The organism is Streptomyces xanthophaeus (genome assembly GCF_030440515.1).
Lineage (GTDB): Bacteria > Actinomycetota > Actinomycetes > Streptomycetales > Streptomycetaceae > Streptomyces > Streptomyces kutzneri.
The window spans coordinates 4622935-4649007 of the sequence record NZ_CP076543.1; the positions used below are offsets into that span (position 1 = coordinate 4622935).

General features: G+C 72.7%; 20 protein-coding genes. 13 read left to right on the forward strand and 7 right to left on the reverse strand.

Features of this window, described 5'->3' with window-relative positions; genetic code table 11:
- Positions 1 to 458: 458 nt before the first annotated feature.
- Entirely contained in the window at positions 459 to 2081 is a 1623-nt protein-coding gene (locus tag KO717_RS20520; RefSeq protein ID WP_301370063.1) for an alpha/beta fold hydrolase, read from the reverse strand.
- 327 nt (positions 2082 to 2408) lie between these two features.
- Here KO717_RS20520 and KO717_RS20525 point away from each other — a divergent pair, with 327 nt between their 5' ends.
- The 7 genes from KO717_RS20525 (at position 2409) to KO717_RS20555 (ending at position 11442) form a co-directional block, all read left to right on the forward strand.
- Positions 2409 to 3221, forward strand: a complete 813-nt coding sequence (locus tag KO717_RS20525; protein ID WP_301370065.1) for a TIGR03084 family metal-binding protein — start codon at positions 2409 to 2411, stop codon at positions 3219 to 3221.
- 68 nt (positions 3222 to 3289) lie between these two features.
- Positions 3290 to 4930, forward strand: a complete 1641-nt coding sequence (locus KO717_RS20530) for an acyclic terpene utilization AtuA family protein (RefSeq protein ID WP_437184646.1) — start codon at positions 3290 to 3292, stop codon at positions 4928 to 4930.
- Positions 4927 to 6525, forward strand: coding sequence for an acyl-CoA carboxylase subunit beta (locus KO717_RS20535; RefSeq protein ID WP_301370068.1), 1599 nt, complete (start codon positions 4927 to 4929; stop codon positions 6523 to 6525). Before KO717_RS20530 ends, KO717_RS20535 begins: the two co-directional genes overlap by 4 nt.
- An 8-nt stretch (positions 6526 to 6533) precedes the next feature.
- Positions 6534 to 8438 (forward strand): acetyl/propionyl/methylcrotonyl-CoA carboxylase subunit alpha, encoded by a 1905-nt coding sequence (locus KO717_RS20540; protein WP_301370069.1) that lies wholly within the window; start codon positions 6534 to 6536, stop codon positions 8436 to 8438.
- The gene (locus KO717_RS20545) at positions 8435 to 9595 is read left to right on the forward strand and encodes an acyl-CoA dehydrogenase family protein (RefSeq protein ID WP_301370070.1); all 1161 of its coding nucleotides are present in this window, start codon (positions 8435 to 8437) and stop codon (positions 9593 to 9595) included. The genes KO717_RS20540 and KO717_RS20545 overlap by 4 nt, the downstream gene beginning before the upstream one ends.
- 534 nt (positions 9596 to 10129) lie before the next feature.
- A complete protein-coding gene (locus tag KO717_RS20550) occupies positions 10130 to 10867 on the forward strand; it encodes an enoyl-CoA hydratase family protein (RefSeq protein WP_301370071.1) in 738 nt (245 codons plus the stop codon).
- Entirely contained in the window at positions 10855 to 11442 is a 588-nt protein-coding gene (locus tag KO717_RS20555; protein WP_030009580.1) for a TetR/AcrR family transcriptional regulator, read from the forward strand. Before KO717_RS20550 ends, KO717_RS20555 begins: the two co-directional genes overlap by 13 nt.
- A 74-nt stretch (positions 11443 to 11516) precedes the next feature.
- Here the strand turns inward: KO717_RS20555 and KO717_RS20560 are convergent, their stop codons facing one another.
- The gene (locus tag KO717_RS20560) at positions 11517 to 12623 is read right to left on the reverse strand and encodes a citrate synthase 2 (RefSeq protein WP_301370073.1); all 1107 of its coding nucleotides are present in this window, start codon (positions 12621 to 12623) and stop codon (positions 11517 to 11519) included.
- A gap of 200 nt (positions 12624 to 12823) precedes the next feature.
- On the opposite strand from KO717_RS20560, the gene pdxH reads away from it, so the two are divergent.
- Positions 12824 to 13486, forward strand: coding sequence for a pyridoxamine 5'-phosphate oxidase (gene pdxH / locus KO717_RS20565; RefSeq protein ID WP_301370075.1), 663 nt, complete (start codon positions 12824 to 12826; stop codon positions 13484 to 13486).
- 369 nt (positions 13487 to 13855) lie between these two features.
- Here the strand turns inward: pdxH and iscB are convergent, their stop codons facing one another.
- Complete coding sequence (gene iscB, locus KO717_RS20570; RefSeq protein ID WP_301370077.1) at positions 13856 to 15217, reverse strand: RNA-guided endonuclease IscB; 1362 nt, start codon at positions 15215 to 15217, stop codon at positions 13856 to 13858.
- 616 nt (positions 15218 to 15833) lie between these two features.
- Here iscB and KO717_RS20575 point away from each other — a divergent pair.
- Positions 15834 to 17096, forward strand: coding sequence for a PAS domain-containing protein (locus tag KO717_RS20575; RefSeq protein ID WP_437184647.1), 1263 nt, complete (start codon positions 15834 to 15836; stop codon positions 17094 to 17096).
- Positions 17097 to 17117: 21 nt separating this feature from the next.
- Here KO717_RS20575 and KO717_RS20580 read toward each other — a convergent pair whose 3' ends face one another.
- Complete coding sequence (locus tag KO717_RS20580) at positions 17118 to 17873, reverse strand: SIS domain-containing protein (protein ID WP_301370081.1); 756 nt, start codon at positions 17871 to 17873, stop codon at positions 17118 to 17120.
- A gap of 256 nt (positions 17874 to 18129) precedes the next feature.
- Here KO717_RS20580 and KO717_RS20585 point away from each other — a divergent pair, with 256 nt between their 5' ends.
- The 3 genes from KO717_RS20585 to KO717_RS20595 all read left to right on the forward strand — a co-directional run bounded on the left by KO717_RS20585 (position 18130) and on the right by KO717_RS20595 (position 20805).
- Positions 18130 to 18822: a metal-dependent transcriptional regulator gene (locus KO717_RS20585; protein WP_030706734.1), complete on the forward strand. Its 693-nt coding sequence runs from the start codon at positions 18130 to 18132 to the stop codon at positions 18820 to 18822.
- A 383-nt stretch (positions 18823 to 19205) separates the two neighbouring features.
- Complete coding sequence (locus KO717_RS20590) at positions 19206 to 20084, forward strand: alpha/beta fold hydrolase (protein WP_301370085.1); 879 nt, start codon at positions 19206 to 19208, stop codon at positions 20082 to 20084.
- A 202-nt stretch (positions 20085 to 20286) separates the two neighbouring features.
- A complete protein-coding gene (locus KO717_RS20595; RefSeq protein ID WP_301370086.1) occupies positions 20287 to 20805 on the forward strand; it encodes a hypothetical protein in 519 nt (172 codons plus the stop codon).
- 107 nt (positions 20806 to 20912) lie between these two features.
- Here the strand turns inward: KO717_RS20595 and KO717_RS20600 are convergent, their stop codons facing one another.
- The 3 genes from KO717_RS20600 to KO717_RS20610 all read right to left on the reverse strand — a co-directional run bounded on the left by KO717_RS20600 (position 20913) and on the right by KO717_RS20610 (position 24332).
- Positions 20913 to 22622, reverse strand: a complete 1710-nt coding sequence (locus KO717_RS20600) for a transporter (protein ID WP_301370087.1) — start codon at positions 22620 to 22622, stop codon at positions 20913 to 20915.
- Positions 22619 to 23461 (reverse strand): ABC transporter ATP-binding protein, encoded by an 843-nt coding sequence (locus KO717_RS20605; protein WP_301370089.1) that lies wholly within the window; start codon positions 23459 to 23461, stop codon positions 22619 to 22621. The genes KO717_RS20600 and KO717_RS20605 overlap by 4 nt, the downstream gene beginning before the upstream one ends.
- Before the next feature lie 190 nt (positions 23462 to 23651).
- On the reverse strand, positions 23652 to 24332 hold the full coding sequence (locus KO717_RS20610) for a bifunctional DNA primase/polymerase (protein WP_301374635.1): 681 nt from the start codon (positions 24330 to 24332) through the stop codon (positions 23652 to 23654).
- Between the two features lie 222 nt (positions 24333 to 24554).
- Here KO717_RS20610 and KO717_RS20615 point away from each other — a divergent pair, with 222 nt between their 5' ends.
- A complete protein-coding gene (locus KO717_RS20615) occupies positions 24555 to 25934 on the forward strand; it encodes a transcriptional regulator (protein WP_301370091.1) in 1380 nt (459 codons plus the stop codon).
- Positions 25935 to 26073 lie beyond the last annotated feature (139 nt).

Below are 26073 nucleotides of genomic sequence, written 5' to 3' on the forward strand. Positions count from 1 at the left end.
CCAGCCCTCTGCACCCCAGTCAGCCGGCAGACGCCCCCCCCACGAGCAGCATCTACGGGTCGTGGGCGGCCTATGTCCAGCCCAAGGCGGTCGTCGGACGCTGAGGGATGAGGAGCGCGTAGCGATCGGGCGCGCTTCCCCCGACACGGGCCCTGGTCTGGATGGGCCCGTCTCTCGGACATGGCTCTTCACGCCCTCCCGCCCGAGGTCTCTGATGTGCCCGTCCTCATCCTTGAACACCCGGCCCGTTCCTTTGGGGGTTTCCCGGCTGTCTTCGTATGTCCGGGGCGGGACGGTCGGTCAAGGGTGGCCGAAGGCCATCGCGAAGCGACGCGACGAAGGAGCGCCCTTGAGGGACCGGCTCGAACCGGAGAGACGATGAGACTGACGGGAAACCCCCATACGCCTCTCTGATTCCGATCGAGCGGCTCCCGACTACCGAAGCCCCCGACAGCAGGTCAGCCCAGGGGCAGGTCCAGGTAGGACGGGGTCGCGTCCGGGGAGGTGAACGCCAGGGTTGCGCGGGGCAGGTTGGCGTCGGCGTAGAAGGGGTCGCGGGCGTCGATCACCAGCATCAGGCGGTGGCCGCGCGGGATGTCGTAGGCCGTGGCCTGGAGTTCGATGTCCGCGCTGATCAGGCTGTCGGGCGGGGAGTCGAGGTCGGTGTACGGGGCGTGCGTGATGATGTGGGCCGTGCCGTCGGGGGCGGTGTCGAGGAGGTACGCGACGAAGGTGGATCCGGGGTTCGCCGCGCGGTACGTCACGCGCAGCCGCGGTATGCCGCGCAGCCGGGTGGTCTCCCCGGCCGGGTCCGCGGTCCATACGGCGGCGACGGTGCGGTCGATGTCCTGGGTCCGGTAGGTCTTCGGGCGGCCGGCGATCTCCGCGTAGCCGGACTGCACCACCTTGTCGGCGACGGTCGCCGGGGTGTCGACCCCGCACAGTACGGTCGCCGTCCAGCCGGCCTGCGGTTCGTCGCCGAGCTCGCCGTCGTCCGCCAGGTGCAGCCGTTCCAGGCGTTCGGTGAGGGAGTGCCAGGTGGGGCGGGGTTCGAGGGTTTTGCTCCACATGATCTCGCCGAGCACCTGACCCTCGGCGTCGATGCCGTTGTCGATCTCCTTGAGGTGGTGGTCGAACCAGCGGTGGGCGTCCGTCCAGATCCGGTTGGGCAGGCCGAGCATGCCGGTCATCTCGGGGCCGGAGTGGTCTCCGATGGAGACGGCGAGGCGTTTGGGGCCGGTCAGTTCGTTGAACATCTTCAGCGTCTGGTTGGGCGGGAAGAGCGTCTCGTGCCAGGCGTGCGAGAAGAAGACCGGCACCTGGCGGCGGTTGAGCTCCTTGATGTGGGTGAAGGGAGAGCGGGTCTCCGCCCAGCGCAGGGTGCCCTGGACGTCGCGGTCGGCGAGGACGTTGTCGAAGACGCTCTGCGTCTGCGGGCTCAGCCGGGCCTTCGCGGCCGCGTCGAGCAGGGCCCGTACGGCCGCGATGTGCCGGGTGGAGTTCTCGTAGAAGGCCTCGCCGAGGTCGCCCCAGGTGCTGAGCGCGACCACGGCGTCGACGCGGGTGTCGTGCGCGGCGACGAGCTGGCTGATGCCGGATCCGTACGAGTCCCCTAGGAAGCCGATCTTCGTCACCGGGCCTGTGCTGCGCTCGATGAGGTGGTCCAGGGCCCGGCTGCCGTCGGCGACGTCGAGCGGGCCCGCCACGTCGACCTGGCCCTCGGAGCCGGCGAAGCCGCGGGCGGAGTAGGCGAGGACGTTGTAGCCGCGGGCGGCGAAGAGGGAGGCCTGGGCGGCGTACGGGAGCCAGCCCAGGCCGGACCAGGGCGAGGGCATGACGATCGCGGGGCGGGGCTGGGTCCCGGTGTGCCGCCAGAGCGCGGCGTCGAGGAGGTCCCCGTCGGCGCCGGTCACCTTGCCGCGGGTGAAGACGGCGACCGAGCGGACCTCGGCGATCTCGGCGGCGCGGGCGGGGGCGAGGCCGGTGACGTCGCCGCTCTCCAGAGCGGTGACGAACGCGGTGAGGGTGGTCGCGTCGAGTTCGGGATAGAGGGAGAAGGGGGTGCGGGCGGCTGGAGTCACGTCAGTCCATCCTCTTCGTCGTCTTCGTCGAGTGACACGAACTGGGTGCGCCCGCCCGGGCCCGGAGCGGAACGTTCAGTATCGACGGGACATCCGGTGACGTATCGCGAGTTTCCGGCTTACGGCCGAAATCACCCCCGACGTTCCCGCGGGCCGCCGGGCGGCGGGACCTGCGGCCGGTGCGTGGGGCAGCAACTGCCTTTCCGGTGAGGTGGTTTGGCGCGCGTGGCGGGAAGGTGTCGCCACCCGAGAAAATCATGCAAGCATGCTTGATTGTTTTGCCGGGTGCTGCCAGTCTTCCCCTCACGCCGAGAAGGGGAGCGCACCGTGCCCGATCCGTCCGCCGTCGACGCAGCCGTCGCCGTCTTCGCAGATCTGCGCGAGGAAGGCCATGAACTGGATTCCCTGGTAGGGGAGTTGCCCGTCCCCGACTGGGCCCGGCCCACCCCCGCGCCCGGCTGGACCGTCGCCCACCAGATCGCCCACCTGCACTGGACCGACCGGGCCTCGCTGCTCTCCCTCACCGACGCCACCGGCTTCGGCCACATGGTCGAGGAGGCCCTGAAGGCCCCCGACACCTTCGTCGACGAGGGCGCGCGCGAGGGCGCGGAGCTGGCCCCCGCCGAGCTGCTCGCCCGCTGGCGCACCACGCGCGCCGCCCTCGACCAGGCGCTGGTCGCGGCCTCGCCCGACACCCGCTTCCCCTGGTACGGGCCCCCGATGAAGGCCGCCTCCATGGCCAGCGCCCGGCTGATGGAGACCTGGGCCCACGGCCAGGACGTCGCCGACGCCCTCGGCGTGCGCCGCACCCCGACCGCGCGGCTGCGGCACGTGGCGCGCATCGGCGTACGGGCCCGCGACTACGCCTATGCCGTACGCGGACTGCCCGCGCCCGCCGAGCAGTTCCGGGTGGAGCTGACGGCCCCCGACGGCCCGCAGGTGTGGACGTACGGCCCGCCGGACGCCCCGCAGCGGATCACCGGCCCGGCGCTCGACTTCTGCCTCCTGGTGACCCAGCGGGCCCACCGCGCCGACCTGCGCCTGACCGCGACCGGCCCCGACGCGGACCGCTGGCTGGACATCGCCCAGGCGTTCGCCGGCCCGGCGGGAGCCGGCCGGGAACCGGGAGCCGCGCGGTGACCCGGCGCCCGCTCGTCATCGGCAACGCCTCGGGCTTCTACGGAGACCGCTCGGACGCCCTGCGCGAGATGCTGACCGGCGGCCCGCTGGACGTGCTGACCGGCGACTACCTGGCCGAGCTGACCATGCTGATCCTGGGCCGCGACCGCCTGAAGAACCCGGACCTCGGCTACGCCAAGACCTTCTTGCGCCAGCTGGAGGAGGGGCTCGGGCTCGCGCACGAGCGCGGCGTACGGATCGTCGCCAACGCCGGCGGCCTCAACCCGGCCGGACTCGCCGACGCCGTACGGGCCCTGGCGGCGAAGGTGGGCGTCCCGGTGCGGGTCGCCCACGTCGAGGGCGACGACCTCACCGCGCAGGTGGACGGGGCCCTGACCGCCAGCGCCTATCTCGGGGGCGCCGGGATCACGGCCTGCCTGCGCGCGGGCGCCGACGTGGTGGTGACCGGCCGGGTCACGGACGCGGCGCTGGTCAGCGGCCCGGCGGCCTGGTGGTTCGACTGGGCCCCGGACGACCACGACCGGCTGGCGGGGGCGGTGGCCGCGGGCCACGTCCTGGAGTGCGGCACCCAGGCCACCGGCGGCAACTACTCCTTCTTCGCCCGGCACGACGTCCGCCGCCCCGGCTTCCCGCTCGCGGAGATCTCCGAGGACGGCTCGGCGGTCATCACCAAACACCCCGGCACGGGCGGAGCCGTCACCACCGGCACCGTCACCGCCCAACTCCTCTACGAGACCCAGGGCGTGCGCTACCTCGGCCCCGACGTGACCACCCGCCTGGACACCGTCCGGCTGACCGACGAGGGCGCCGACCGGGTACGCATCACAGGAGTGCGCGGCGAGGCCCCGCCGCCGACCCTGAAGGTGGGCGTCACCCGCATCGGAGGCTGGCGCAACGAGGTCGTCTTCGTCCTCACCGGCCTGGACATCGAGGCCAAGGCGGCCCTCGTCCGTACCCAACTCGCCGACGTGTTGGAGGGCGTGGCCGACGCGACCTGGACCCTGGCCCGCACCGACCACGAGGACGCCGACACGCAGGAGACGGCCTCCGCCCTGCTGCGTCTGGTGGTCCGCGACCCGTCCCCGGACCGGGTGGGCCGCGCCCTGACCTCGGCGGCGATCGAACTGGCCCTCGCCAGCTACCCGGGCTTCCACGTCAGCGCCCCACCCGGCCCGGCCCAGCCCTACGGCGTCTTCACCTCGACCCTGATCCCGCCGGACGAGGTCCCGCACGTGGCGGTCCTCCCGGACGGTACCCGGCTGCCGATGACCGCTGCGCGGGCTTCCTCCTCAGCCCCTCCGGCGTTCGAGGAGCAGCGGCCCGGGGGCGGAGCCCCCGCGGCGCCGGCGGCAGGGCCCACCACCCGCGCGCCGCTCGGCGCAGTGGCCGGGGCCCGCAGCGGCGACAAGGGCGGCGACGCCAACGTCGGGGTCTGGGTCGAGACCGACCCCGCCTGGGAGTGGCTGCGCGACACCATCACCGCCGAGGTGTTCCAGGAGCTGCTCCCGGAGACCCGCGGTCTCCCCGTCGCCCGCCACGAGCTGCCGCGGCTGAGGGCCCTGAACTTCACCGTCACCGGCATCCTCGGCGACGGCGTCGCCTCCGGCCACCGCTTCGACCCCCAGGCCAAGGCCCTCGGCGAATGGCTCCGCGCCCGCCACCTCGACATCCCCGTCGCCCTCCTCCCGGCCCCGGAGGCCACCTCATGACCCGCCTCGGCACCACCGTCGACCCGCACGCCCCCGATCACGCGCAGGCCCGTACCGCCGCGCTGGAGCGCCTCGCCGCCCTCGACGCCGAGCACGCCAAGGCCCTGCAGGGCGGCGGCGAGAAGTACACGGCCCGCCACCAGGGCCGCGGCAAGCTGCTGGCGCGCGAGCGCGTCGAACTGCTCCTCGACCCGGACACCCCGTTCCTGGAACTGTCCCCGCTCGCCGCCTGGGGCAGCGACTACCCGGTCGGCGCCTCCATGGTCACCGGCATCGGCACCGTCGAGGGCGTCGAGTGCCTGATCACCGCCAACGACCCCACCGTCCGCGGCGGCGCCTCCAACCCGTGGACGCTGAAGAAGGCGCTGCGCGCCAATGAGATCGCCCGGCAGAACCGCCTCCCCTGCATCAGCCTCGTGGAGTCCGGCGGCGCCGACCTGCCCTCCCAGAAGGAGATCTTCATCCCGGGCGGCGCGGTCTTCCGCGACCTCACCCGGCTCTCGGCCGAGGGCATCCCGACCGTCGCCGTCGTCTTCGGCAACTCCACCGCCGGAGGCGCGTACATCCCCGGGATGTCCGACCACACCATCATGATCAAGGACCGTTCCAAGGTGTTCCTCGGCGGTCCGCCCCTGGTCAAGATGGCCACCGGCGAGGAGAGCGACGACGAGTCCCTCGGCGGCGCCGACATGCACGCCCGCGTCTCCGGGCTCGCCGACCACTACGCCCTCGACGAGTACGACGCCATCCGCCAGGCCCGCCGCGTCGTGGCCCGCCTGAACCACCGCAAGCCGCACCAGGACCCGCCGAAGGCCGAGGAACCCCTCCACGACCCCGAGGAACTCCTCGGCATCGTCCCACCCGACCTCAAGACCCCCTTCGATCCGCGCGAGGTCATCGCCCGGATCGTCGACGCCTCCGACTTCGACGAGTTCAAGCCCCTCTACGGCCCCAGCCTCGTCACCGGCTGGGCCACCCTGCACGGCTACCCGGTCGGCATCCTCGCCAACGCGCAGGGCGTGCTGTTCAGCGCCGAGTCCCAGAAGGCCGCCCAGTTCATCCAGCTCGCCAACCAGCGCGACATCCCCCTCGTCTTCCTCCACAACACCACCGGCTACATGGTCGGCAAGGAGTACGAGCAGGGCGGCATCGTCAAACACGGCTCGATGATGATCAACGCGGTCTCCAACTCGAAGGTCCCGCACCTGTCCGTACTCATCGGCGCCAGCTACGGCGCCGGCCACTACGGCATGTGCGGCCGCGCCTACGAGCCCCGCTTCCTCTTCGCCTGGCCCAGCGCCAAGTCCGCCGTCATGGGCCCCCAGCAGCTGGCCGGAGTGCTCTCCATCGTGTCCCGCCAGTCCGCCGCGGCCAAGGGACTCCCGTACGACGAGGAGGCCGACGCCGGGATGCGGGCCTTCGTCGAAGCGCAGATCGAGTCCGAGTCCCTGCCGATGTTCCTGTCCGGACGGCTGTACGACGACGGGGTCATCGACCCGCGCGACACCCGTACCGTCCTCGGCCTGTGCCTGTCGGCCGTCCACAACGCCCCCGTCGAGGGCGCCCGTGGCGGCTTCGGCGTCTTCCGGATGTGAGCCCGCACATGACGAACCTGACCTCCCTCCTCGTCGCCAACCGCGGCGAGATCGCCGTCCGGATCTTCCGCACCGCCCGCGCCCTGGGCCTGGCCACCGTCGCCGTCCACTCCGACCCGGACGCCGACGCCCTGCACGTCCGCGACGCCGACGCGGCCGTACGGCTGCCCGGCGCAGCCCCCGCCGACACCTACCTGCGCGGCGACCTCGTCATCAAGGCCGCCCTCGCCGCGGGCGCCGACGCCGTGCACCCCGGCTACGGCTTCCTCTCCGAGAACGCCGACTTCGCCCGCGAGGTCCTGGCCGCCGGACTGACCTGGATCGGCCCGCCCCCCGAGGCCATCGAGGCCATGGCCTCCAAGACCCGCGCCAAGGAACTGATGCGCACCGCCGGGGTGCCCCTCCTCGACCCCGTCGACCCGGCCACCGCCACCCCCGCCGACCTGCCCCTGCTCCTGAAGGCCGCCGCCGGCGGAGGCGGCCGCGGCATGCGCGTGGTCCGCGACCTCGACCAGCTCAAGGAGGCCCTCGACGCGGCCTCGGCCGAGGCCCGCTCCGCCTTCGGGGACGGCGAAGTCTTCGCCGAGCCCTACGTGGAACGCGGCCGCCACGTCGAGGTGCAGATCCTCGCCGACGCCCACGGCACCGTCTGGGCGCTGGGCACCCGCGACTGCTCCCTCCAGCGCCGCCACCAGAAAGTCATCGAGGAAGCCCCCGCGCCGGGCCTGCCCGAAAGCCTGCGGGAGAGCCTGCACGCCGCAGCCGTCGCCGCCGCCCGCGCGGTCTCCTACGAAGGCGCGGGCACCGTCGAGTTCCTCGTCACCGCCGACGGACGCCCGTACTTCCTGGAGATGAACACCCGCCTCCAGGTCGAACACCCCGTCACCGAAGCCGTCTTCGGGCTCGACCTCGTCGCCCTCCAGCTGCGCGTCGCCGAGGGCGCGGCCCTGCCCCCGGCACCCCCACAACCCACCGGCCACGCCGTCGAGGCCCGCCTCTACGCCGAGGACCCCGCCCAGGACTGGCGGCCCCAGACCGGCGCCCTGCACACCCTCGCCATCCCCGGCGAGGTCCGCGTGGACACCGGCTTCACCGACGGGGACACCGTCGGCATCCACTACGACCCCATGCTCGCCAAGGTCGTCGCCCACGCCCCCACCCGCGCCGAAGCCGTCCGGGCCCTGGCCGGCGCCCTCGCCGGAGCCCGCATCCACGGGCTCACCACCAACCGCGAGCTCCTCGTACGCTCCCTGCGGCACCCGGAGTTCGCCGCCGGTCAGCTCGACACCGGCTTCTACGACCGCCACCTCGACACCCTCACCGGCAGCGCCCCGGACGCCACCCCGGCCGCCCTCGCCGCCGCCCTCGCCGAAGCGGCCCCCGGCCCGGACGCCCCCCTCGCCGCCCGCCTCGGCGGCTGGCGCAACGTCCGCTCCCAGCCGCAGACCCGCCGCTACCGGTCCGCCGGCGTCGAGCACGAGGTCCAGTACCACCCGGTGAACCACCCCGGCATCCGCGTGGTGGCCATCACCCCCACCCTCGTCACCCTCGAAGTCGAGGGAATCCGACGTGCGTTCCACGTGAAACAAAATTCGAACGACATCTACGTGGACTCCGCCCTCGGCGCCCACACCTTCACCCGCGTTCCCCGCTTCCCGGACCCCCAGGACCGCACGGAACCGGGCTCGCTGCTCGCCCCCATGCCCGGCACCGTCGTCCGCGTCGCCGAGGGCCTGGCCCCCGGCAGCCCCGTCACCGCCGGCCAGCCCCTGCTCTGGCTGGAGGCCATGAAGATGGAGCACCGCATCCTCGCTCCCGCCTCCGGCACGCTCACCGCGCTCCACGCCGCCACCGGCCAACAGGTCGAGTTCGGCGCCCTGCTCGCCGTAGTCCAGGAGGAACCGCAAGCATGAGCACCGCCATCGAAACCGAAGAGCACAACGCCCTGCGCGCCGCCGTCGCCGCCCTCGGACAGCGCTACGGCCGCGACTACCTCGCCCGCGTCGCCCGCGAAGGCGGCCACCCCGACGAGCTGTGGGCCGACGCCGCGAAGCTCGGCTACCTCGGGGTCAACCTCCCCGAGGAGTACGGCGGCGGAGGCGGCGGCATCGCCGAACTCTCCATCGTCCTGGAAGAACTCGGGGCCGCGGGCAGTCCCCTCCTCATGATGGTCGTCTCGCCCGCCATCTGCGGCACGGTCATCGCCCGCTTCGGCACGGACGCCCAGAAGCAGGCCTGGCTGCCCGGCCTCGCCGACGGCAGCCGCACCATGGCCTTCGGCATCACCGAACCCGACGCCGGATCCAACTCGCACCGGATCACCACCACGGCCCGCCGCGACGGCGACGACTGGATCCTCACCGGCCGCAAGGTCTTCATCTCCGGCGTCGACATCGCCGACGCCACCCTCATCGTCGGCCGCACCGAGGACGCTCGCACCGGCAGCCTCAAGCCCTGTCTGTTCATCGTCCCGCGCGACGCCCCCGGCTTCACCCGCTCGGTCATCGACATGGAACTGGCCGCCGCGGAGAAGCAGTTCGAACTCACCCTGGACGACGTACGCCTGCCGTCCTCCGCCCTCGTGGGCGACGAGGACGCGGGCCTGCTCCAGCTGTTCGCCGGACTCAACCCCGAGCGGATCATGACCGCCGCCTTCGCCATCGGGATGGGCCGGTACGCCCTCGCCAAGGCCGTCGACTACGCGAAGACCCGCCAGGTCTGGAAGGCGCCCATCGGCGCGCACCAGGCCGTGGCCCACCCGCTGGCCCAGGCGCACATCGAGCTGGAACTGGCCCGCCTGATGATGCAGAAGGCGGCCCGCCTGTACGACGCGGGCGACGACATGGGGGCGGGCGAGGCGGCGAACATGGCCAAGTACGCCGCGGCGGAGGCCTGCGTCCGTGCGGTGGACCAGGCGGTCCACACCCTCGGCGGCAACGGCCTCACCCGCGAATACGGCCTGGCCTCCCTCATCACCGCCTCCCGTGTGTCCCGCATCGCCCCGGTGAGCCGCGAGATGATCCTGAACTTCATCTCCCACCAAACCCTGGGCCTACCGAAGTCCTACTAGACCGGGCCGTCTGTGGGGTGCGGGCCGCCTGTCGAGTGCGGGCCGTGTGCCGGGCTCTGCCCGGACCCGCGCCTCAAACGCCGGCGAGGCTGAAAATGTGGGCCTGTGCCTGTCGGTTGGTGGCGGGGTGGGGTGCCGGGGCGGGGTGTCTCCTCGGCTCGGCGCGTGCGGGTTTGTCTCGGTTGTTCTCGGTGGTTGCGCGCTCGTCCTGCGGGGACACCCCGCCCCGTCCCCCCACCCCTCACGCCGTCGCTGTCGGAGCCCCGCCGTGGGGCGGGGACACGCAGGAGGGTCCCCGCAGGACGAGGCGCGACCACGGCCGTCTGGCCGTGACAAGCCCGAACGCGCCGAGCCGAGGAGACCCTCGTGCGGGGCACCGCCCCACCCTTTGAAGCCCCGCCGGCGTTTGAGGCGCCGCCCCGGCGGGGGCAGCCCGCGCCGTGAACTGCCGAGCACCCCGCAGGGGCAACGTACCCTCCCCGGAGGGAATCGGCTCCTGAAGTACCCCCATCCGCACACCACTCCGGAGGAGACATGGCCCCACGAGTGCACGCCGCCCAGGCGACCGGCATCGTCACCCTCACCCTGGACTCCCCGGGCAACCGCAACGCCCTTTCCGCCGGCCTCGTCGCCGAGCTCCGCTCCGCGCTCGCCGCCACCACCGCGGACCCGGCCGTCCGGGCCGTCGTCCTCACCCACACCGGTACCACCTTCTGCGCCGGGGCCGATCTCAAGTCCCCCTGCGATCCCGCCGACTTCCTGGCCCTGCTCCGCGAGACCGCCGAGCTGCCCAAGCCCGTCGTTGCCCGGGTCACCGGCCACGTCCGGGCCGGCGGCCTCGGGCTGCTCGGTGTCTGCGACATCGCCGCCGCCGGACCGCAGTCCTCGTACGCCTTCACCGAGACCCATCTGGGCCTCGCCCCCGCGGTGATCTCCATGCCCCTGCTGCCGCGCCTCGACCCGCGCGCCGCCGCCCGCTACTTCCTCACCGCCGAGCCCTTCGACGCCACCGAGGCCGCCCGGATCGGACTGCTCACCCTGCACGGCGAGGACGTGGACGCGGCCCTGGAGCCCGTACTCGCCGGCCTGCGCAAGGCCTCCCCGCAGGGGCTGGCCGCGACCAAGGCGCTGACCTCCGCCGCCGTACGGGAGGCTCTCGCCCGCGACGGCTCCCGCCTCACCGAGCTGTCCGCCGGGCTGTTCGCCTCCGACGAGGCCCGCGAAGGAATCACCGCCCGCTTCGAGCGCCGGGAACCGTCATGGTCGCTGTGACCGGCCCCAAGCAGGCGCGCAGCCGCGTCACCCGCCGCCACCTCCTGGAGGCGGCCGTGTCCTGCCTGGCGGAGCACGGCTGGGCCGGTTCGACCGTCTCGGTCGTCGCCGAACGGGCCGGGGTCTCGCGCGGCGCCGCCCAGCACCACTTCCCGACCCGCGAGGACCTGTTCACCGCGGCCGTCGAGTACGTTGCCGAGGAGCGCTCCACCGCCCTGCGTGACCTCTTCCACGCCGGTCCGGCCGCCCGCCCCGCCGTGGTGGAGGCGCTGGTCGACCTGTACACCGGCGCCCTCTTCCGGGCCGCCCTCCAACTGTGGGTGGCCGCCTCCAACGAGGAGCAGCTGCGCCCCCAGGTCACCGAACTGGAGGCCCGGGTCGGCCGCGAGACCCACCGCATCGCGGTCGAGCTGCTGGGTGCGGACGAGTCGGTGCCGGGCGTACGGGAGACCGTGCAGGGCCTGCTGGACATGGCGCGGGGCCTGGGCCTTGCCAACGTGCTCACCGACGACACGGCCCGCCGGGCCCGGGTGGTGGCCCAGTGGTCCCGGATCCTGGACGCGGCCCTCGGCTGAGGCGGCGGGAACGACAAGGGCGCCGCACCCCGCCCGCGGGATACGGCGCCCTGCCTGCCTGAGCGGCTGTGTGACTACGCGGTTTCGGCGATGTCCGCGTAGCCCTCGATCTCCTGCGGGTTGCGCCGCCCCGGCCCGATGTAGCGGGCCGAGGGCCGCACCAGGCGGCCCGTGCGCTTCTGCTCCAGGATGTGCGCCGACCAGCCTGCGGTACGGGCGCAGCTGAACATCGACGTGAACATGTGCGCGGGGACCTCGGCGAAGTCCAGCATGATCGCGGCCCAGAACTCCACGTTCGTGGCGAGCACCCGGTCGGGGCGGCGCGCGTGCAGCTCCTCCAGCGCGGCCTTCTCGAGCGCGGCGGCCACCTCGTAGCGCGGCGCGTCGAGCTCCTTGGCCGTGCGCCGCAGCACGCGGGCGCGCGGGTCCTCGGCGCGGTAGACGCGGTGGCCGAAGCCCATGAGCCGCTCGCCCTTGTCGAGGGCCTTCTTCACGTACGCCACGGCGTCGCCGGTGCGCTCGATCTCCTCGATCATGCCGAGCACGCGGGACGGCGCCCCGCCGTGCAGCGGTCCCGACATGGCGCCCACCGCGCCGGACAGCGCGGCGGCGACGTCCGCGCCGGTCGACGCGATCACGCGGGCGGTGAAGGTGGAGGCGTTCATGCCGTGTTCGGCGGCCGAGGTCCAGTAGGCGTCGACGGCCTTGACGTGCCGCGGGTCCGGCTCGCCCCGCCAGCGGATCATGAACCGTTCGACGACGGACTCGGCCTTGTCGATCTCCCGCTGCGGCACCATGGGCAGGCCCTGGCCGCGGGCGGACTGGGCGACGTACGACAGTGCCATCACGGCCGCGCGCGCGAGATCGTCGCGGGCGGTCTGCACGTCGATGTCCAGCAGCGGTTTCAGACCCCACACGGGGGCGAGCATCGCGAGCGCCGACTGGACGTCGACACGGATGTCACCGGAGTGGACCGGAATGGGGAAGGGCTCGGCGGCCGGCAGGCCCGGGTTGAACGCACCGTCGACCAGCAGGCCCCAGACGTTCCCGAAGGAGACGTGGCCGACGAGGTCTTCGATGTCGACGCCCCGGTAGCGGAGCGACCCGCCTTCCTTGTCGGGCTCGGCGATCTCCGTCTCGAACGCGACGATCCCTTCGAGCCCGGGTACGAAGTCGGACATCAGGCGGCTCCTCAAATAGTGCGAACACGCGCGGCTCCCGGCGTGACTCGCGGTCCGGCGCGGTCATCCCCGTTGATGCCCGGCACGGCCGTCGGTCACCCACTCGGGGACCTTCGGACCGGCCCCAAGATTTTGGCCGTTCCGCCCCGACTGCGGAAGCGTGACATACGGCACACCGTCACCGGTCAGGCTGCGGCAGGATGGCCGACGTGACCGATCAGGACATTGACCCCGCCATGATGCGCAAGCAGTACCGCTCGGAGATCGTCGACGAGGGGAGTCTCGCCGGGAATCCGATGGACCAGTTCGCCCTCTGGTTCCAGCAGGCCGCCGACTCGCACCTCTTCGAGCCGAACGCCATGGTCGTATCGACGGCCACCCCGGACGGACGGCCCAGTTCGCGGACGGTGCTGATGAAGCAGTTCGACGGCCGGGGCTTCGTCTTCTTCACCAATTACGCCTCCCGCAAGGGCCGTGAGCTGGCCGAGAACCCGCACGTCGCGCTGCTCTTCCCCTGGCACCCGATCGCCCGCCAGGTGATCGTCACGGGCACGGCGGCCCGTATCGGCCGCGACGAGACGGCGGCGTACTTCCGCTCGCGCCCGCACGGATCCCAGCTGGGCGCCTGGGCGAGCGAGCAGTCCAGCGTGATCGGCTCCCGTGCGGAGCTGGACCGGCGCTACGCCGAGCTGGAGGCCCGCTACCCGGAGGGCGAGCAGGTGCCGGTGCCGCCGGAGTGGGGCGGCCTGCGGGTGGTCCCGGAGGCGGTGGAGTTCTGGCAGGGCCACGAGAACCGCCTGCACGACCGTCTGCGCTACGTCCTGGACGGGGACGAGTGGCGGGTGGAGCGGCTCTGCCCGTAGGGGGGCGTCCTGCCGTGCTTCCCCTCGGCCCTGGCGGTCTGGGGAGGCCCCATAGCACCCACCGGATGCCGCGGGCTCGGCCGACCGGATCCGGAAGAGACGGCCTGGCCGGGGGCCCGCTCCTGCTCACCCCGAGCGGGAGCGGCAAACGCAGACGACCCGCGGGCTCGGGTTTCTCTCCTGCAGTGAGAGAAGCCGGCCGGACGTACCGGCGAGCCCGCGGGTCGGGTGACTGCTTGGGATTGGCGCCAGGCGATTCCGCCGGGCACCGCACTGGGTGCGTGCGACGACGGGCCCTAGCCCGCAGTCACCTCACGCGTCCGGAGTTCATACATTTCCGGGATCACCTCCTTTCAGTGTGTGTCCACTCTAGGCAGGCCTGTGCCGTCCGCTCAATCGAATTTCGTCGGCGAATCCATAGCTGTAGCCATCGGCTCTCTGGAGTAGCTGCAAGTTCCGGTGGGAGACATCAAAGCGGCTGGTCAACGTCGTGATGCGATGCTGGCCGCTGCTCCGGACCGCGATGCGCCCCACCCACTTGCCGACCCACTTTCCTTTGGGTACGACGGCCGCCACCAGGTCCCCGGTCGCGTACCCGTGGTGGACCTTGCCGCGCGGTCGCTGCAAGCGGGGGAAACCGAAGCGGTCAGGGGTGGTCCTGGCGTACGAACCACGCCCGGTCGACGACACCACCAGGATCTGCGCGGGCACCCGGACGAGGGCGTCCCCTCGCTCGTGGTCGATGACTCCGGTGGCCAGGGCGTCGAGCGTGTGGCTTTTCGGCAAGCCCATCGCGAACCGGTTCCAGTGGGTACGCCCGCCTGACCACGCATGCACCGGCACACCCTGAGCTGCGAGCGCCTCCACGAGCTGGAGCCGGGTGGCGTTCGTGGCGGCCACGTCCCGCAGAGGTTTCCTCAGCTGGGTGATCACGCGTTCCAGCCGGGCCGGCTGGTCGGCGAGGAACTCCTGGACGGGTGTCGTCCCCTTCGCCTGATTGCAGGGAACACAAGCGAGGACGAGGTTCGATACCCGGTCCGATCCGCCACGGCTCCGTGGGCGGACGTGATCGATATGGAGAGGCACCCCCGTGGCATCGCAGTACGCGCAGGACCTCTTCCATTTGGCCCGAAGGAACTGACGGACCTCGAATGCACCGTACGTCGGCTCGATGTCTTCCTGCGGGCCGGATTGCACGACTCCGGCGAACGCGGTCGTGTCGAATGCCGCCTGCTCCACGTGGATCTCACGCACCGGTGCATATCGGCACAGTCGCGCGACCACGGCCATGGCCGAGTCGATGCGATGGCGCAAGGAAGGAGGAAGCCAGCCCTCCGGCCGCGGGCGGTTGTTGTGCCGGGGCGCCCGGTACCGGAGATTTGCCGAGCGCCTTCGGCGGCGATAGGCGGCGCGTCGCATCATGCCGCCGTGGATCTGTTGTCCCCGGTGCCGGAGTTCGAGCGTGACCAGCCCCCGGCGGGCGACCGTGGCTCGCCCCTCCCTGCCGATCCGGTGGTGCTGATCAGTGATGGCGAAACCCGTCGCCTTGGAGCCAGGGTCAAGACGCAGCTGTACGCCTTCGACGGCCGAGCCCGCACGGGTCCGGTGCTTGAGCCGGATGGTGAATGGAGCACGCCGTGCCACGACGGCGCGTCCACCGGCGAGCAACTCGCGCGCACGGGCCGGATGGCAGGGCATCACCGGCTCGCCTTCCTTGGACAGTACGAACACCCTGCTTGCTGTCGGGCGGGGAGCGTCACCGCTCCCGGTCTCTGCCGTCTCCGCTGCCGAAGCGGCAGATCTGGCGTGTCGCCGACGTGTCCCGGTGCGGACTCCGCCGGTCTCCCCTCGCCCATGTTCCACACCGGCGCCCGGCACGGTGGCCGGGAGTCCGTGAGCCGTTTCGTCCCTGCTCCCAGGGGTGTCTGCGCTCGCGGATTCCAGAGCAGGCTGCTGAGGAAGCACAACCTGGTGGGTCTGCTCGCCTGTGAGGAACGTAGTCATCGAGGCACCTCAACTGATCCGGGGATCGTGATGACTGGGGCTGGTCACTCGGTGTGAGGGAGCGAGTGACCTCCCTTCTCGTGGTTCTCGTGACGCTACGCATCGTGGATCGTGCGGTGTGCACGAATGCCGGATGGTCACTCGAACGTGTGGTCGTTCCGGGGGCGCTTTCCCAGGTGTGGAGGGAGGCGCACCGATTTCCCCGAAAGCGGTGTGGGCTGCGTCACGTTCCAGTTCAATGATCTGACGTGCCGCACACGCCAACACCTGCTGGGGGTTCCAGGTGAGTGCTTACGGACGTGACGAGACCGCCGACGATCTGCTCGCAGCGCTGTTGGACGGGATGGACGCCGCCTTGTGCGCGTTCGACTCCGACGGCGTGATCACGCACTGGAACCGCGAGGCCGAGCGGATCCTGGGCTGGACCGCCGCCGAGGCCGTGGGCCGCAAGGGCTTCGAGGGCTGGGCGGTGCGGGCCGCCGACGCGCACGACGTCCAGGACCGGCTGATGGCCGCCCAGCACGTGCCCGGCCGGCAGGTGCACGAGTTCGCCCTGCTGACCAAGGACGGCGGGCGCGTCCTCGTACGGACCCAGTCCGCCGGGGTGCCGGGCGCGGACGGGAAACCCGCCGGGGTGTACTGCGCCTTCAGCGAGGTGCACGCCCAGATCGACCTGGAACGCTCCATCGCGCTGAGCGAGGCCCTGATGGAGGACGCCTCGTGGGGCGTCGTCCTGGTCGACGTCGACCTGCGGCCCGCCGTGGTCAACGCGCACGCCGCACGCGCCTTCGGGACCGGCCGCACCGCACTGCTCGGGCGGCCCCTGGGAGAACTGCTGACCCAGGGCGTGGAGGAGCTGGAGGGTGCGCTCCAGCACGTGCTCGCCGAGGGGGCCCCGCCCGCGCCGGTGGAGATGTGGGTGTCGGTGCCCACGCCGGAGGGGGTGCGGCGCAGGTGCTGGCGGTGCGGGTTCCTGCGGCTGGCCTCGCCGCTCGCGGAGGAGCCGGTGCCGCTGGGCGTCGGCTGGCTGTTCCAGGACGTCACCGAGGCACGCCAGGAGCAGCTGGACACCGCGCAGCTGCGGTTCCGTTCGCACCAGCTCCACCGTGCGGGGCGGGCCGCCGCAGAGTGCGAGGACCCGGCCGAGGCGGCCGCCGTACGCCTGGACTTCGCCCTCGCCGGCTTCGCCGAGCACGCGCTGCTGGACGTACTGGACCCCACGGCCGACCCCGAGCGGCGCAGGCTCGTACGGTCCGCCGCGTCCCCGCCGGCGCTGCCGGGCCCCGGGTCGATCCCCGTCCGTTACGCGGCCGGGCACCCGGCGCTGCAGGCCCTGGACCGGATCGGCTCGGTGCGCACCAGCGCCCCGCGGGGGGAGGCGGACGCGGAGTGGGCGCGGGCCCGTCAGTGGCCCGAGGGTGCCGCGCACGTGCTGTGCACGGTGCTGCGGAGCCGGGGGCGGACCCTGGGGGCGCTGACGTTCGTGCGCGGGCCTTCGCGGGCGGCCTTCGAGCGTGCGGACGCCGCGTACGCGGAGGAGGTCGCGGCCCGGGTCGCGGCCGACCTGGACCTGGCGGCGGGTCCGGCCGGCCCGGGGGCGGGCTGACGCGGCCCGGGTTGAGACGACCTAGTGCCGGAAGAAGATCCGGTCGCCGTACTCCTGCATCACGCGGCCGTTCCACTCGTGGCCGCCGTCGACGTTGCCCGAGCGCAGCAGCGGGGGTTCGACCCCGCGGGCGGCGAGCTCGCCGGCCGCCGCCGCCATGACCGCCTGCATGATCGCGCTGGTCACGACGGTGGAGGCGGGGGCGAAGGGCGCGTCGATGCCGTCGAGGGTCAGCTCGGCGTCGCCGACCGCGATCTTGCTGTCGAGGACGACGTCGCAGTGGTCCTTGAGGAAGGTGCCGGAGACGTGCCGTGACTTGGTTCCGGTCGCGTACGCCACCGAGGTCACGCCGATGACCTTGAGGCCGATGGCGCGGGCGTTCATCGCCATCTCGACGGGCAGGGCGTTGCGCCCGGAGAGGGAGATGATCACGAGGATGTCGCCGTCGGAGGCGGGGCTGCTGTCGAGGACGGCGCCGGCCAGGCCGTCGACCCGTTCCAGGGCGCTGCCCAGGGTCGCGGGCATGACGTCGACGCCGGCGGTGCCGGGGACGGCGAGGAAGTTCATCAGGGCCAGGCCGCCGGCCCGGTAGACGACGTCCTGGGCGGGCAGTGAGGAATGTCCGGCGCCGAAGGCGAAGAGCCGGTTGCCGGCGGCGACCGCGTCGGCGATGAGGGAGCCGGCCTCGGCGATGTGCGGGGCCTCCTCGTCCCGCACCCGTTCCAGCAGACCGATGGCGGCGTCGAAGAACTGACCGGCCAGCTTGCTCTCGCTCATACGCCGATGGCCCTTCCAGGGGTGGGGAGCGTCCGTGTCCGCCGCTCACCGTGCGGTCTGGACCAAGGGCGTGTCAATACGAACGTCAATCCCGGGCCGAAAGCTCTGGTCGCGCGCCCCGGACATCCTCGGACGATCTTCCGGGGGATGTCCGGGAGATGTCCGGGAGCGGTCTTGACCCACGGCACGGGACGGTTGTCGGCCCGATGCGTCAGAATTGGGGGCAGGGCCAGCGCACGCAATCCGAGGGGCACGAATGTCCGGACTGATCGATACCACGGAGATGTATCTCCGCACCATCCTCGAGCTGGAAGAGGAAGGCGTGGTCCCCATGCGCGCCCGCATCGCCGAGCGGCTCGACCAGAGCGGTCCGACGGTGAGCCAGACGGTGGCGCGCATGGAGCGGGACGGCCTGGTGGCCGTCGCCAGCGACCGGCACCTCGAACTGACGGAGGAGGGGCGCCGACTGGCCACGCGTGTCATGCGCAAGCACCGGCTCGCGGAGTGTCTGCTCGTCGACGTGATCGGCCTGGAGTGGGAGCAGGTGCACGCGGAGGCCTGCCGTTGGGAGCACGTGATGAGCGAGGCGGTGGAGCGGCGGGTGCTGGAGCTGCTGCGTCACCCGACCGAGTCGCCGTACGGGAACCCGATCCCGGGGCTGGAGGAGCTGGGTGAGAAGGCCGAGGCGGACCCGTTCCTGGAGGACGGCATGGTCAGTCTGTCCGAGCTCGACCCGGGCACCGAGGGCAAGACCGTGGTCGTCCGGCGTATCGGTGAGCCGATCCAGACGGACGCCCAGCTGATGTATACGCTCCGGCGGGCGGGCGTGCAGCCCGGCTCGGTGGTGAGCGTGACGGAGTCGCCGGGTGGTGTGCTGGTCGGCAGTGGCGGTGAGGCTGCAGAGCTGGATGCGGAGGTCGCCTCGCACGTGTTCGTGGCGAAGCGCTGACTCCCGGCGCGCCGGTGTTCGCCTGACGGCGTTCGCGCCGGCGCGGATGTGTCCGGTGGACCGGTCCGTACGAGCTGTGCCCCGGGGGGTCCTGTCCCACGGGTCGTGACCCGTACGGATGACCGGCCCTTGGTGTGGGCGGTCCCGGCGCCTTTCGGCGCCGGGACCGGTCCTCCCCTGGTGACCTGGAGCCCCGAGCTCTCAAGGTCGTCCCCTCGGACCGTCTTCCCCGATCGGCCCGCCTCCCTGTTGAAAGGATCTCCATCGGCAGCGGCGGTCAATCCTTGAGCAAGGTCACTCGAAAGAGCGGTGTTGTGGGCGAGAAACCCGTTTTCGAATACGGGTTCGATAGTCTGGCGGGGAGCGAAGGGGGTGCATCTGCGGTGGTACAGCGCGTCGATGTGACAGGGGCCGAAGGCGTGCGCCTGGCCGCCTGGGAGTTCCGCGAAGCAGAGGCCGGACCCGACACCCGCCCCGGGGTGCTGTTACTGCACGGCCTGATGGGCCGCGCCTTCCACTGGGCGGGCACCGCCCGCTGGCTCCGCGAGCGCCGCCGCGTCGTGGCCCTGGACCAGCGCGGACACGGCCAGAGCGCCCGCCCGCCCGCCGCCCCCGACGGCAGCCCGACCTCCCTGGGCCGCGAGGCCTTCGTGGCCGACGCCGAAGCGGCCGTCGAGCAGCTCGGTCTCGCCCCCGTGACGCTGATCGGCCACTCCATGGGCGCCCTCACCGCCTGGCAGCTCGCGGCCCGCCGCCCGGACCTGGTCGAAGCCGTGGTCATCTGCGACATGCGCGCCTCCGCCCTGGGCGCGGCCTCCCAGCAGGAATGGGAGGACTGGTTCCACCACTGGCCCCTGCCCTTCCCCACCCAGGACGCGGCCCGCCGCTGGTTCGGCGAGGACGACCCCCGGGTGGAACGCCCCGACCCCGGCCGCGGCGCCTTCTTCGCCGAGGTCATGCACGAGGCGTCGGACGGCTGGCGCCCGGTCTTCTCCCGCCGCCAGATGCTGACGGCCCGCGAGACCTGGGTCCACGACGCCCACTGGGAGGAGCTCGCCCAGGTCCGCTGCCCGACCCTGGTGGTCCGGGGCCTCGACGGCGAACTGGGCCGGGCCGAGGCCCAGGAAATGGTCCGCGTCCTCCCGGCCGGCCAGTACGCGGAAATCCCCGACGCGGGCCACTACCTCCACTACGACCAGCCGACGGCCTGGCGCGAGGTCCTGGAACCCTTCCTCGACGGCATCAAGGCCGAAGCCCCCTGACCACCCGAAGACCCCGCCCCGGCGCCGACCGTCCCACCGACAACGGCCCCGGGGCTCTGAGCCGTCGACGGCGATCAGGCCCGTCGCCGTTGCCCGCCGGGCCGTGTCAGCGGTCTGTCAGCGGGCTGTTCGGGGGTTGTCAGGGGGCGGCTTCATGGTGGCGGCGTCACCAGGCAAGCACCGAGAAACGAGGTACCCCCCGATGGACGCCGTCGCCGCCCTGCAGCTCCTGATCGCCGCCGCCTTCCTGAGCATCCCCGTCGTCCGCAGCCGCTACGGCGCCCGCGCCCAGGCCGCCGTCGAGGCCGAGTTGGGGCGGCAGGGGGTGCGCACCACCGCCATGGCCGAGAACGGCATGCGGCTCGACGCCGGCGGGCACGAGACCTGGGCGCCCGTCGGGATCGCGGCGGCCCTGGTCCTGCCCGCCGTGCTCCAGGTCGCCGGGAGCTCGTGGAGCGGGACGGTGTCCTGGGTCGTCCAGCCGCTCGTCATCCTCGTGAACTGCGTGATCCTCTACTCGAACCTGACCGCCGTGCCGTCCGTGACCGCCGCCTTCGCCAAGTCCGGCGACGCCGAACTGCAGCGCATCGACGTCAGGTCCATGCTCCGCGCCGCCGAGGACGGCTTCCCCGACTGGGTGATGCCGTACCTCCAGAACCTCCGGCACGTCGTCGTCTTCGCGGGCTCGATCGCCGTACTCGTCCTGCTCGCCGCCCACTGACGCCGGGCCCACGGGAACGGGCCGGCCTCCGCCCCCGCAAGGGGATTCGGAGGCCGGCCCGTTCCGGCGTGGTCGGTGACCGGTGGTCGGTGAGCGGTGGTCGGTGATCAGCCCTTGCTGACCGCCCACAGGATCTCCGGGAGCTTGCCCGCCACCGTCGGGGCCGCGAGCCGCAGACCCGTCCAGGTGGCCAGTGCGCCCCAGGCGGCGCCCAGCGGGAGCACGATCCAGGAGATGTCCTGGTGGCCGTCCGCCGTGAGCCAGATCGTCAGGGCGATCACCGGCGCGGAGGCCAGCGCCGAGACCAGCATCCCGGCGAAGATGCCCGCCCAGGCGAGCCCGGCCTGCCCCGGGGCGACGTTCTTGAAGGCGCCGTCCGACGGGATCGAGTACGCGAAGCGGGCCGAGGCCAGTGCCCCCGTGCAGAGCATCGAGCCCAGCAGGGCCAGGGCCACGCCGGTGGCCGCCGGGAGGGCCGACCAGTCGCCGAGCAGCGCGGCCGTGATCACGGTGACCAGGATCGTGTACGGGACGGTGACCAGGGCCAGTGCGGCGGCCCGCGCGCGCAGTTCCACGTACGCGTCACGCGTGGAGGAGATGGTCTGCGCGACCATCCAGAACGCGGAGGTGTCCTGGCCGAACTGGTTGTACATCTGCATGCCGAGCATGCCCGCGCCGAAGCAGCCGAGGTAGACGGACCCCGAGCCCTGGAGGGCGTTGAAGACGGGGACGATCAGGCCGATCGCCAGCGCGGTCACCCAGGATGCCTTGGTCTTCGGATCGCGGACGGCGTAGCGCAGCGTGCGCTGCATGGTCGCGCCCGTCCGCCCGGCGGGCAGCAGGGACCACAGGCCGCCCGCGCCGCGGTCCTTCGCAGGCCGGGCCGCCGTGATGGTCGAGCCGTCCGGGGTGACCATCAGCCGGGTCAGGCTCCGCTCCCAGAACCACAGGAGGGCGGCCACGGCGGCCACGGTCAGGGCCAGCTGGGCGGCCGCCACCCCGTACGCGCCCTCGCTCGCCGAGTCCACCATGGCGACGGCGGTCGCCGGCGGCAGCCAGCGCACCACGGCCTCGACGGGTTCCAGGGAGGCCAGGCCGCCCGCCTGGAACAGGCTCTGGCTGGCGAAGTTGGCCAGCTGCCCGCCCACCGCGATCAGCAGGCCGCTGAGCACGGCCAGGTCCCGCCCCTTGCGGCTGGTCAGCAGCCGCACGTTGGCCGTGGCAACCGCCCGCGCGAGGGTCACGCAGCCGAGCACCAGCAGGGGCGCGGCCACCACGGCGGCCACCGCGCCGGCGGCGCCGCGGGCGACGGCCAGTACGGAGCCGATGGCCAGGCACAGCGTGAACAGCGGTCCGATGCCGACCAGCGAGGAGGCGAGGAGGGCCCGTACGAGAGGACGCGGGCGCAGCGGCAGCATGACCAGCCGGCTCGGGTCGAGGGTCTCGTCCCCGGTGGGGAAGAACAGCGGCATGAAGGCCCAGCCGAGGGCCAGGATCGCGGCCAGCAGGACGACGGCCGTGCCGGCGTGGGCGTTCCCGTGCAGCAGGGCCAGGCCGAGCGTCACGAAGAAGCCGACGACCAGGGCGAAGGCGAGCGTCGAGAAGTAGGCGGCCTTGCGCTTGGAGGAGCCCTTCAGGCCGTTGCGCAGCAGCGACAGCTTGAGGCGGACGAAGACCGGGGTCAGCGGGACCGACGCGACGGACGAGATCCCTGCGGCCCCTGCGGCCCCTGCGGCCCCGGGGGTCCCCGTGGAGCTGGTGGCGGGTGTGGTCACTGTGCCGGCCGGTCCGGCGGCCGGGTTGGCGGGCGAGGTCATCGCGATCCCGCCCCGGAGCCGCCGCCGAGCCACTCCAGCGAGTCTCCGGCCGCGTCGCGCCCGTGGGCGCCGACCAGTTCGAGGAAGGCGGCCTGCAGCGAGGGCGCGGAGCCGCGTACGTCGGCCAGCGGGCCCGCGGCGCGGATCCGGCCGGCGGCCATCACGGCCACCCAGTCGCACAGCGACTCGACGAGCTCCATCACGTGGGAGGAGAAGATGACCGTGGCGCCGGAGGCCGTGTAGCGCTCCAGCACCCCGCGGATGGTCTGCGCCGACACCGGGTCGACGCCCTCGAACGGCTCGTCCAGGAAGAGCACTTCGGGGTTGTGCAGCAGCGCCGCCGCCAGGCCGATCTTCTTGCGCATGCCGGTCGAGTAGTCCACGACCAGCTTGTGCTGCGAGCCCGCGAGGTCGAGGACGTCCAGCAGCTGGGTCGCCCGCTTGTCGGTCTCCTCGCCCGGCAGCCCGCGCAGCCGGCCCATGTAGCCGAGCAGTTCGCGCCCCGACAGCCGCTCGAAGAGCCGCAGACCCTCGGGCAGTACGCCGATGCGCGCCTTCACCTCGGTCGGGTCCGCCCACACGTCGTGCCCCGCGACGTGGACCCGCCCCATGTCCGGGCGCAGCAGTCCGGTCACCATCGACAGCGTGGTCGTCTTGCCGGCGCCGTTCGGGCCCACGAGACCGATGAACTGCCCGGCGGGCAGCTCCAGGTCGATCCCGGCGACGGCCACCTGGTCGCCGAACCGCTTCCACAGACCTTCCACCCGCACGGCGGGCGGCGCGGATCGCGCGCCACCCGTCCCGTACGTTCCACCCGTCGCATCGCCCTGGTCCGGCATGCGCCCGCCTCCCGTTTTACGTCCCCGTTGGTCGTTCCTTCTTCACCATAGGAGGAGGGGGAGAGGCCTGAGCAGTTACTTATGTCATCAGTTTTCGCCCTGATTCCGCAGGTCCGGCAGGCGAGTTCCGAGTCCTGGGGTGCCGGGCTCCGGGCTCCGGGCTCCGGGCTCCGAGTCCCGGGCTCCGGAGTCAGCCCTGGCGGCGCTTGCGTTCCGCCGCGGCCTCGCTGCCGCACGCGTACGCCAGCGCGTCGATCAGCTCCTCCGTGTCGGGCAGCCACCGGTTCGCCGGCGTGGGCCGGCGCGCCCACTGGACCGAGCCCCGGCCGCCGAAGCGGGTGGGGGGCGCGGCCACGTACTCGCCCTCGCCCCGCGCCACCAGGTCGATCGTGGCGGCCGGCCAGCCCAGCTTGCGCACCAGGTCGGGCACCTTGACACCGGCGCCGGGCAGGACGAAGAACAGCATCCGGTGGTCGGGCGTGAGGGTGACCGGTCCGAGGGTGCGCTCCATCCGCTCCAGCCGTGCCAGCGCGAGGAACCCGGCCGATTCGGGCACGTCGAGCGCGTCGAACGTCCGGCCCGTCGGCAGCAGGATCGAGGCCTGCGGGTGCTTCGCCCAGATCCGCCGGACCTGCACCGCGCTGCCGGTGGCCTGGGCCGCCCAGTCCTTCACCGCCGGGTGGGCGCCGGGAGCCGGGCAGTCCGCCGCCCCGCAGGAGCACAGCTCGCGGCCGTCCCCGGGCTCCAACCAGGTGCCGGCGAAGACATCCCAGTGCCGTTCTTCCGCGTACCGCACGGCATGGTCCAGCAGCTGCTCGCCGCGCTGCTTGGGGATGGGTGCGGTCTCCGTGACTCCGATGGTCTCTTCCACGCCCATCACAACTCCTCGGGTCACCCGGGGTTACGGGCGTAAACCAGGCGGCGGGCGGAGCATCGATCCTGCATACGGGGCGCACTGATGCACGCGTGGGGGCGCGTAGGAGGCCGGGGCGCCGGAGTTGGGTAGCGACACGACGCAGAGCGGAAGATTCTCCGCACATCAGGCGGGAAGTGATCATTCCAACGGATCACCCGCGGTCAGCAGGGGGTTTTCATGGCAGCCAGGCCTCTCGTCGCCCGCCAGCCGAACGAACGGCTGCAGGCGCTCATCCAGGAAGCCGGGTGCTCCAACGCCGGGCTCGCCCGGCGCGTGAACATGTGCGGGGCCGAACACGGCCTCGATCTCCGCTACGACAAGACCTCCGTGGCCCGGTGGCTGCGCGGCCAGCAGCCGCGGGGCCGGGCTCCCGGAATCATCGCCGAGGCGCTCGGGCGCAAGCTCGGCCGGACCGTCACCATCGACGAGATCGGCATGGCCAACGGGAAGAACCTCGCCTCCGGCGTCGGCCTGCAGTTCTCCCCGACCGTCATCGGCGCCATCGAGCAGGTCTGCGAGCTGTGGCGCAGTGACGTCGGCCGCCGCGACTTCCTCGCGGGCTCCAGCGTGGCCGCCTCCGCGCTCGTCGAGCCGAGCCGCGACTGGCTGATCACCGGGGCCGACACCCAGGTCGCCCGCAGCGGCGGCTCGCGGGTCGGCATGCCGGACGTGGAGGCGGTCCGGGCGACCACCGAGGCCCTGAAGGACCTCGACCACCGCTTCGGCAGCGGGCACGTCCGGCCGGTGGTCGTGCACTACCTCAACTCCGTGGTGTCCGGGCTGATCGGCGGCTCCTACCGGGAACCCGTCGGGCGGGCCCTGTTCGCGGCGGTGGCCCGGCTGACCGAGCTGGCCGGCTACATGGCGGTGGACACGGGCCAGCCGGGCCTGGCCCAGCGGTACTACATCCAGGCGCTACGCCTCGCCCAGGCGGCGGGGGACCGGGCGTACGGGGGCTACGTGCTCGCGGCGTCCATGAGCCATCTCGCCGCCGAACTGGGCAACCCGCGGGAGATCGCGCAGCTGGCGCGGGCCGCCCAGGAGGGGACGCGGGGGCAGGTCACGCCGCGGGTCGAGGCCATGTTCTACGCGGCCGAGGCGCGCGGGCACGCGCTGCTCGGGGACACCCGGGCGACGGCGGTGCTGTCCGGGCGGGCGGTGAGCGCGCTGGAGCGGGCGGAGCCGGAGTCGGGTGACGACCCGGTGTGGATCCGTCACTTCGACGCGGCGTACCTCGCGGACGAGCTGGCGCACTGCCACCGGGACCTGGGCCAGGCGGACGCGGCGGCCAGGCGGGCGGAGGAGGCCCTGCGGGGCATGCCGGCGGGCAAGGCGCGCCGCCGGGCCATCGGGCTGCTTCTGCTGGCGGCGGCGCAGGTGCAGCAGCGGGAGGTGGAACAGGCCTGCCTGACGGCGACGCAGGCGGCGGAACTGCTGGAGGGGCTCCGCTCGAACCGGGGCGTGGAGTACCTGGACGACTTCCGGGCGCGGCTGGAGCCGTACCGGGAGGAGGCGGCGGTGCGGGAGTTCGCGGCGCGGCTGGAGGTGACGGCGTAGGGAGGGTGTGCGGTCGGTCGGGCGCCGCGGGCCCGGCCTGATCGGCAGGACATCCCCGGGGCGGGGCCGGACGGGCTTCGGGGTGCTCTCACCGTGGCGGTGCGTGACGGGGTAGCGTGACCTGACGGTTCCGTAGGGT

What these genes read in the sequence shown, in the direction of transcription:
- KO717_RS20600 (WP_301370087.1), bottom strand. Translation starts at nt 22,622, where the DNA reads ATGACCTCGCCCGCCAACCCGGCCGCCGGACCGGCCGGCACAGTGACC.
- KO717_RS20545 (WP_301370070.1), top strand. Translation starts at nt 8,435, where the DNA reads ATGAGCACCGCCATCGAAACCGAAGAGCACAACGCCCTGCGCGCCGCC.
- KO717_RS20560 (WP_301370073.1), bottom strand. Translation starts at nt 12,623, where the DNA reads ATGTCCGACTTCGTACCCGGGCTCGAAGGGATCGTCGCGTTCGAGACG.
- KO717_RS20575 (WP_437184647.1), top strand. Translation starts at nt 15,834, where the DNA reads ATGGACGCCGCCTTGTGCGCGTTCGACTCCGACGGCGTGATCACGCAC.
- KO717_RS20595 (WP_301370086.1), top strand. Translation starts at nt 20,287, where the DNA reads ATGGACGCCGTCGCCGCCCTGCAGCTCCTGATCGCCGCCGCCTTCCTG.
- KO717_RS20555 (WP_030009580.1), top strand. Translation starts at nt 10,855, where the DNA reads ATGGTCGCTGTGACCGGCCCCAAGCAGGCGCGCAGCCGCGTCACCCGC.
- KO717_RS20550 (WP_301370071.1), top strand. Translation starts at nt 10,130, where the DNA reads ATGGCCCCACGAGTGCACGCCGCCCAGGCGACCGGCATCGTCACCCTC.
- KO717_RS20585 (WP_030706734.1), top strand. Translation starts at nt 18,130, where the DNA reads ATGTCCGGACTGATCGATACCACGGAGATGTATCTCCGCACCATCCTC.
- KO717_RS20530 (WP_437184646.1), top strand. Translation starts at nt 3,290, where the DNA reads ATGCTGACCGGCGGCCCGCTGGACGTGCTGACCGGCGACTACCTGGCC.
- pdxH (WP_301370075.1), top strand. Translation starts at nt 12,824, where the DNA reads ATGGCCGACGTGACCGATCAGGACATTGACCCCGCCATGATGCGCAAG.
- KO717_RS20605 (WP_301370089.1), bottom strand. Translation starts at nt 23,461, where the DNA reads ATGCCGGACCAGGGCGATGCGACGGGTGGAACGTACGGGACGGGTGGC.
- KO717_RS20615 (WP_301370091.1), top strand. Translation starts at nt 24,555, where the DNA reads ATGGCAGCCAGGCCTCTCGTCGCCCGCCAGCCGAACGAACGGCTGCAG.
- KO717_RS20535 (WP_301370068.1), top strand. Translation starts at nt 4,927, where the DNA reads ATGACCCGCCTCGGCACCACCGTCGACCCGCACGCCCCCGATCACGCG.
- KO717_RS20580 (WP_301370081.1), bottom strand. Translation starts at nt 17,873, where the DNA reads ATGAGCGAGAGCAAGCTGGCCGGTCAGTTCTTCGACGCCGCCATCGGT.
- KO717_RS20540 (WP_301370069.1), top strand. Translation starts at nt 6,534, where the DNA reads ATGACGAACCTGACCTCCCTCCTCGTCGCCAACCGCGGCGAGATCGCC.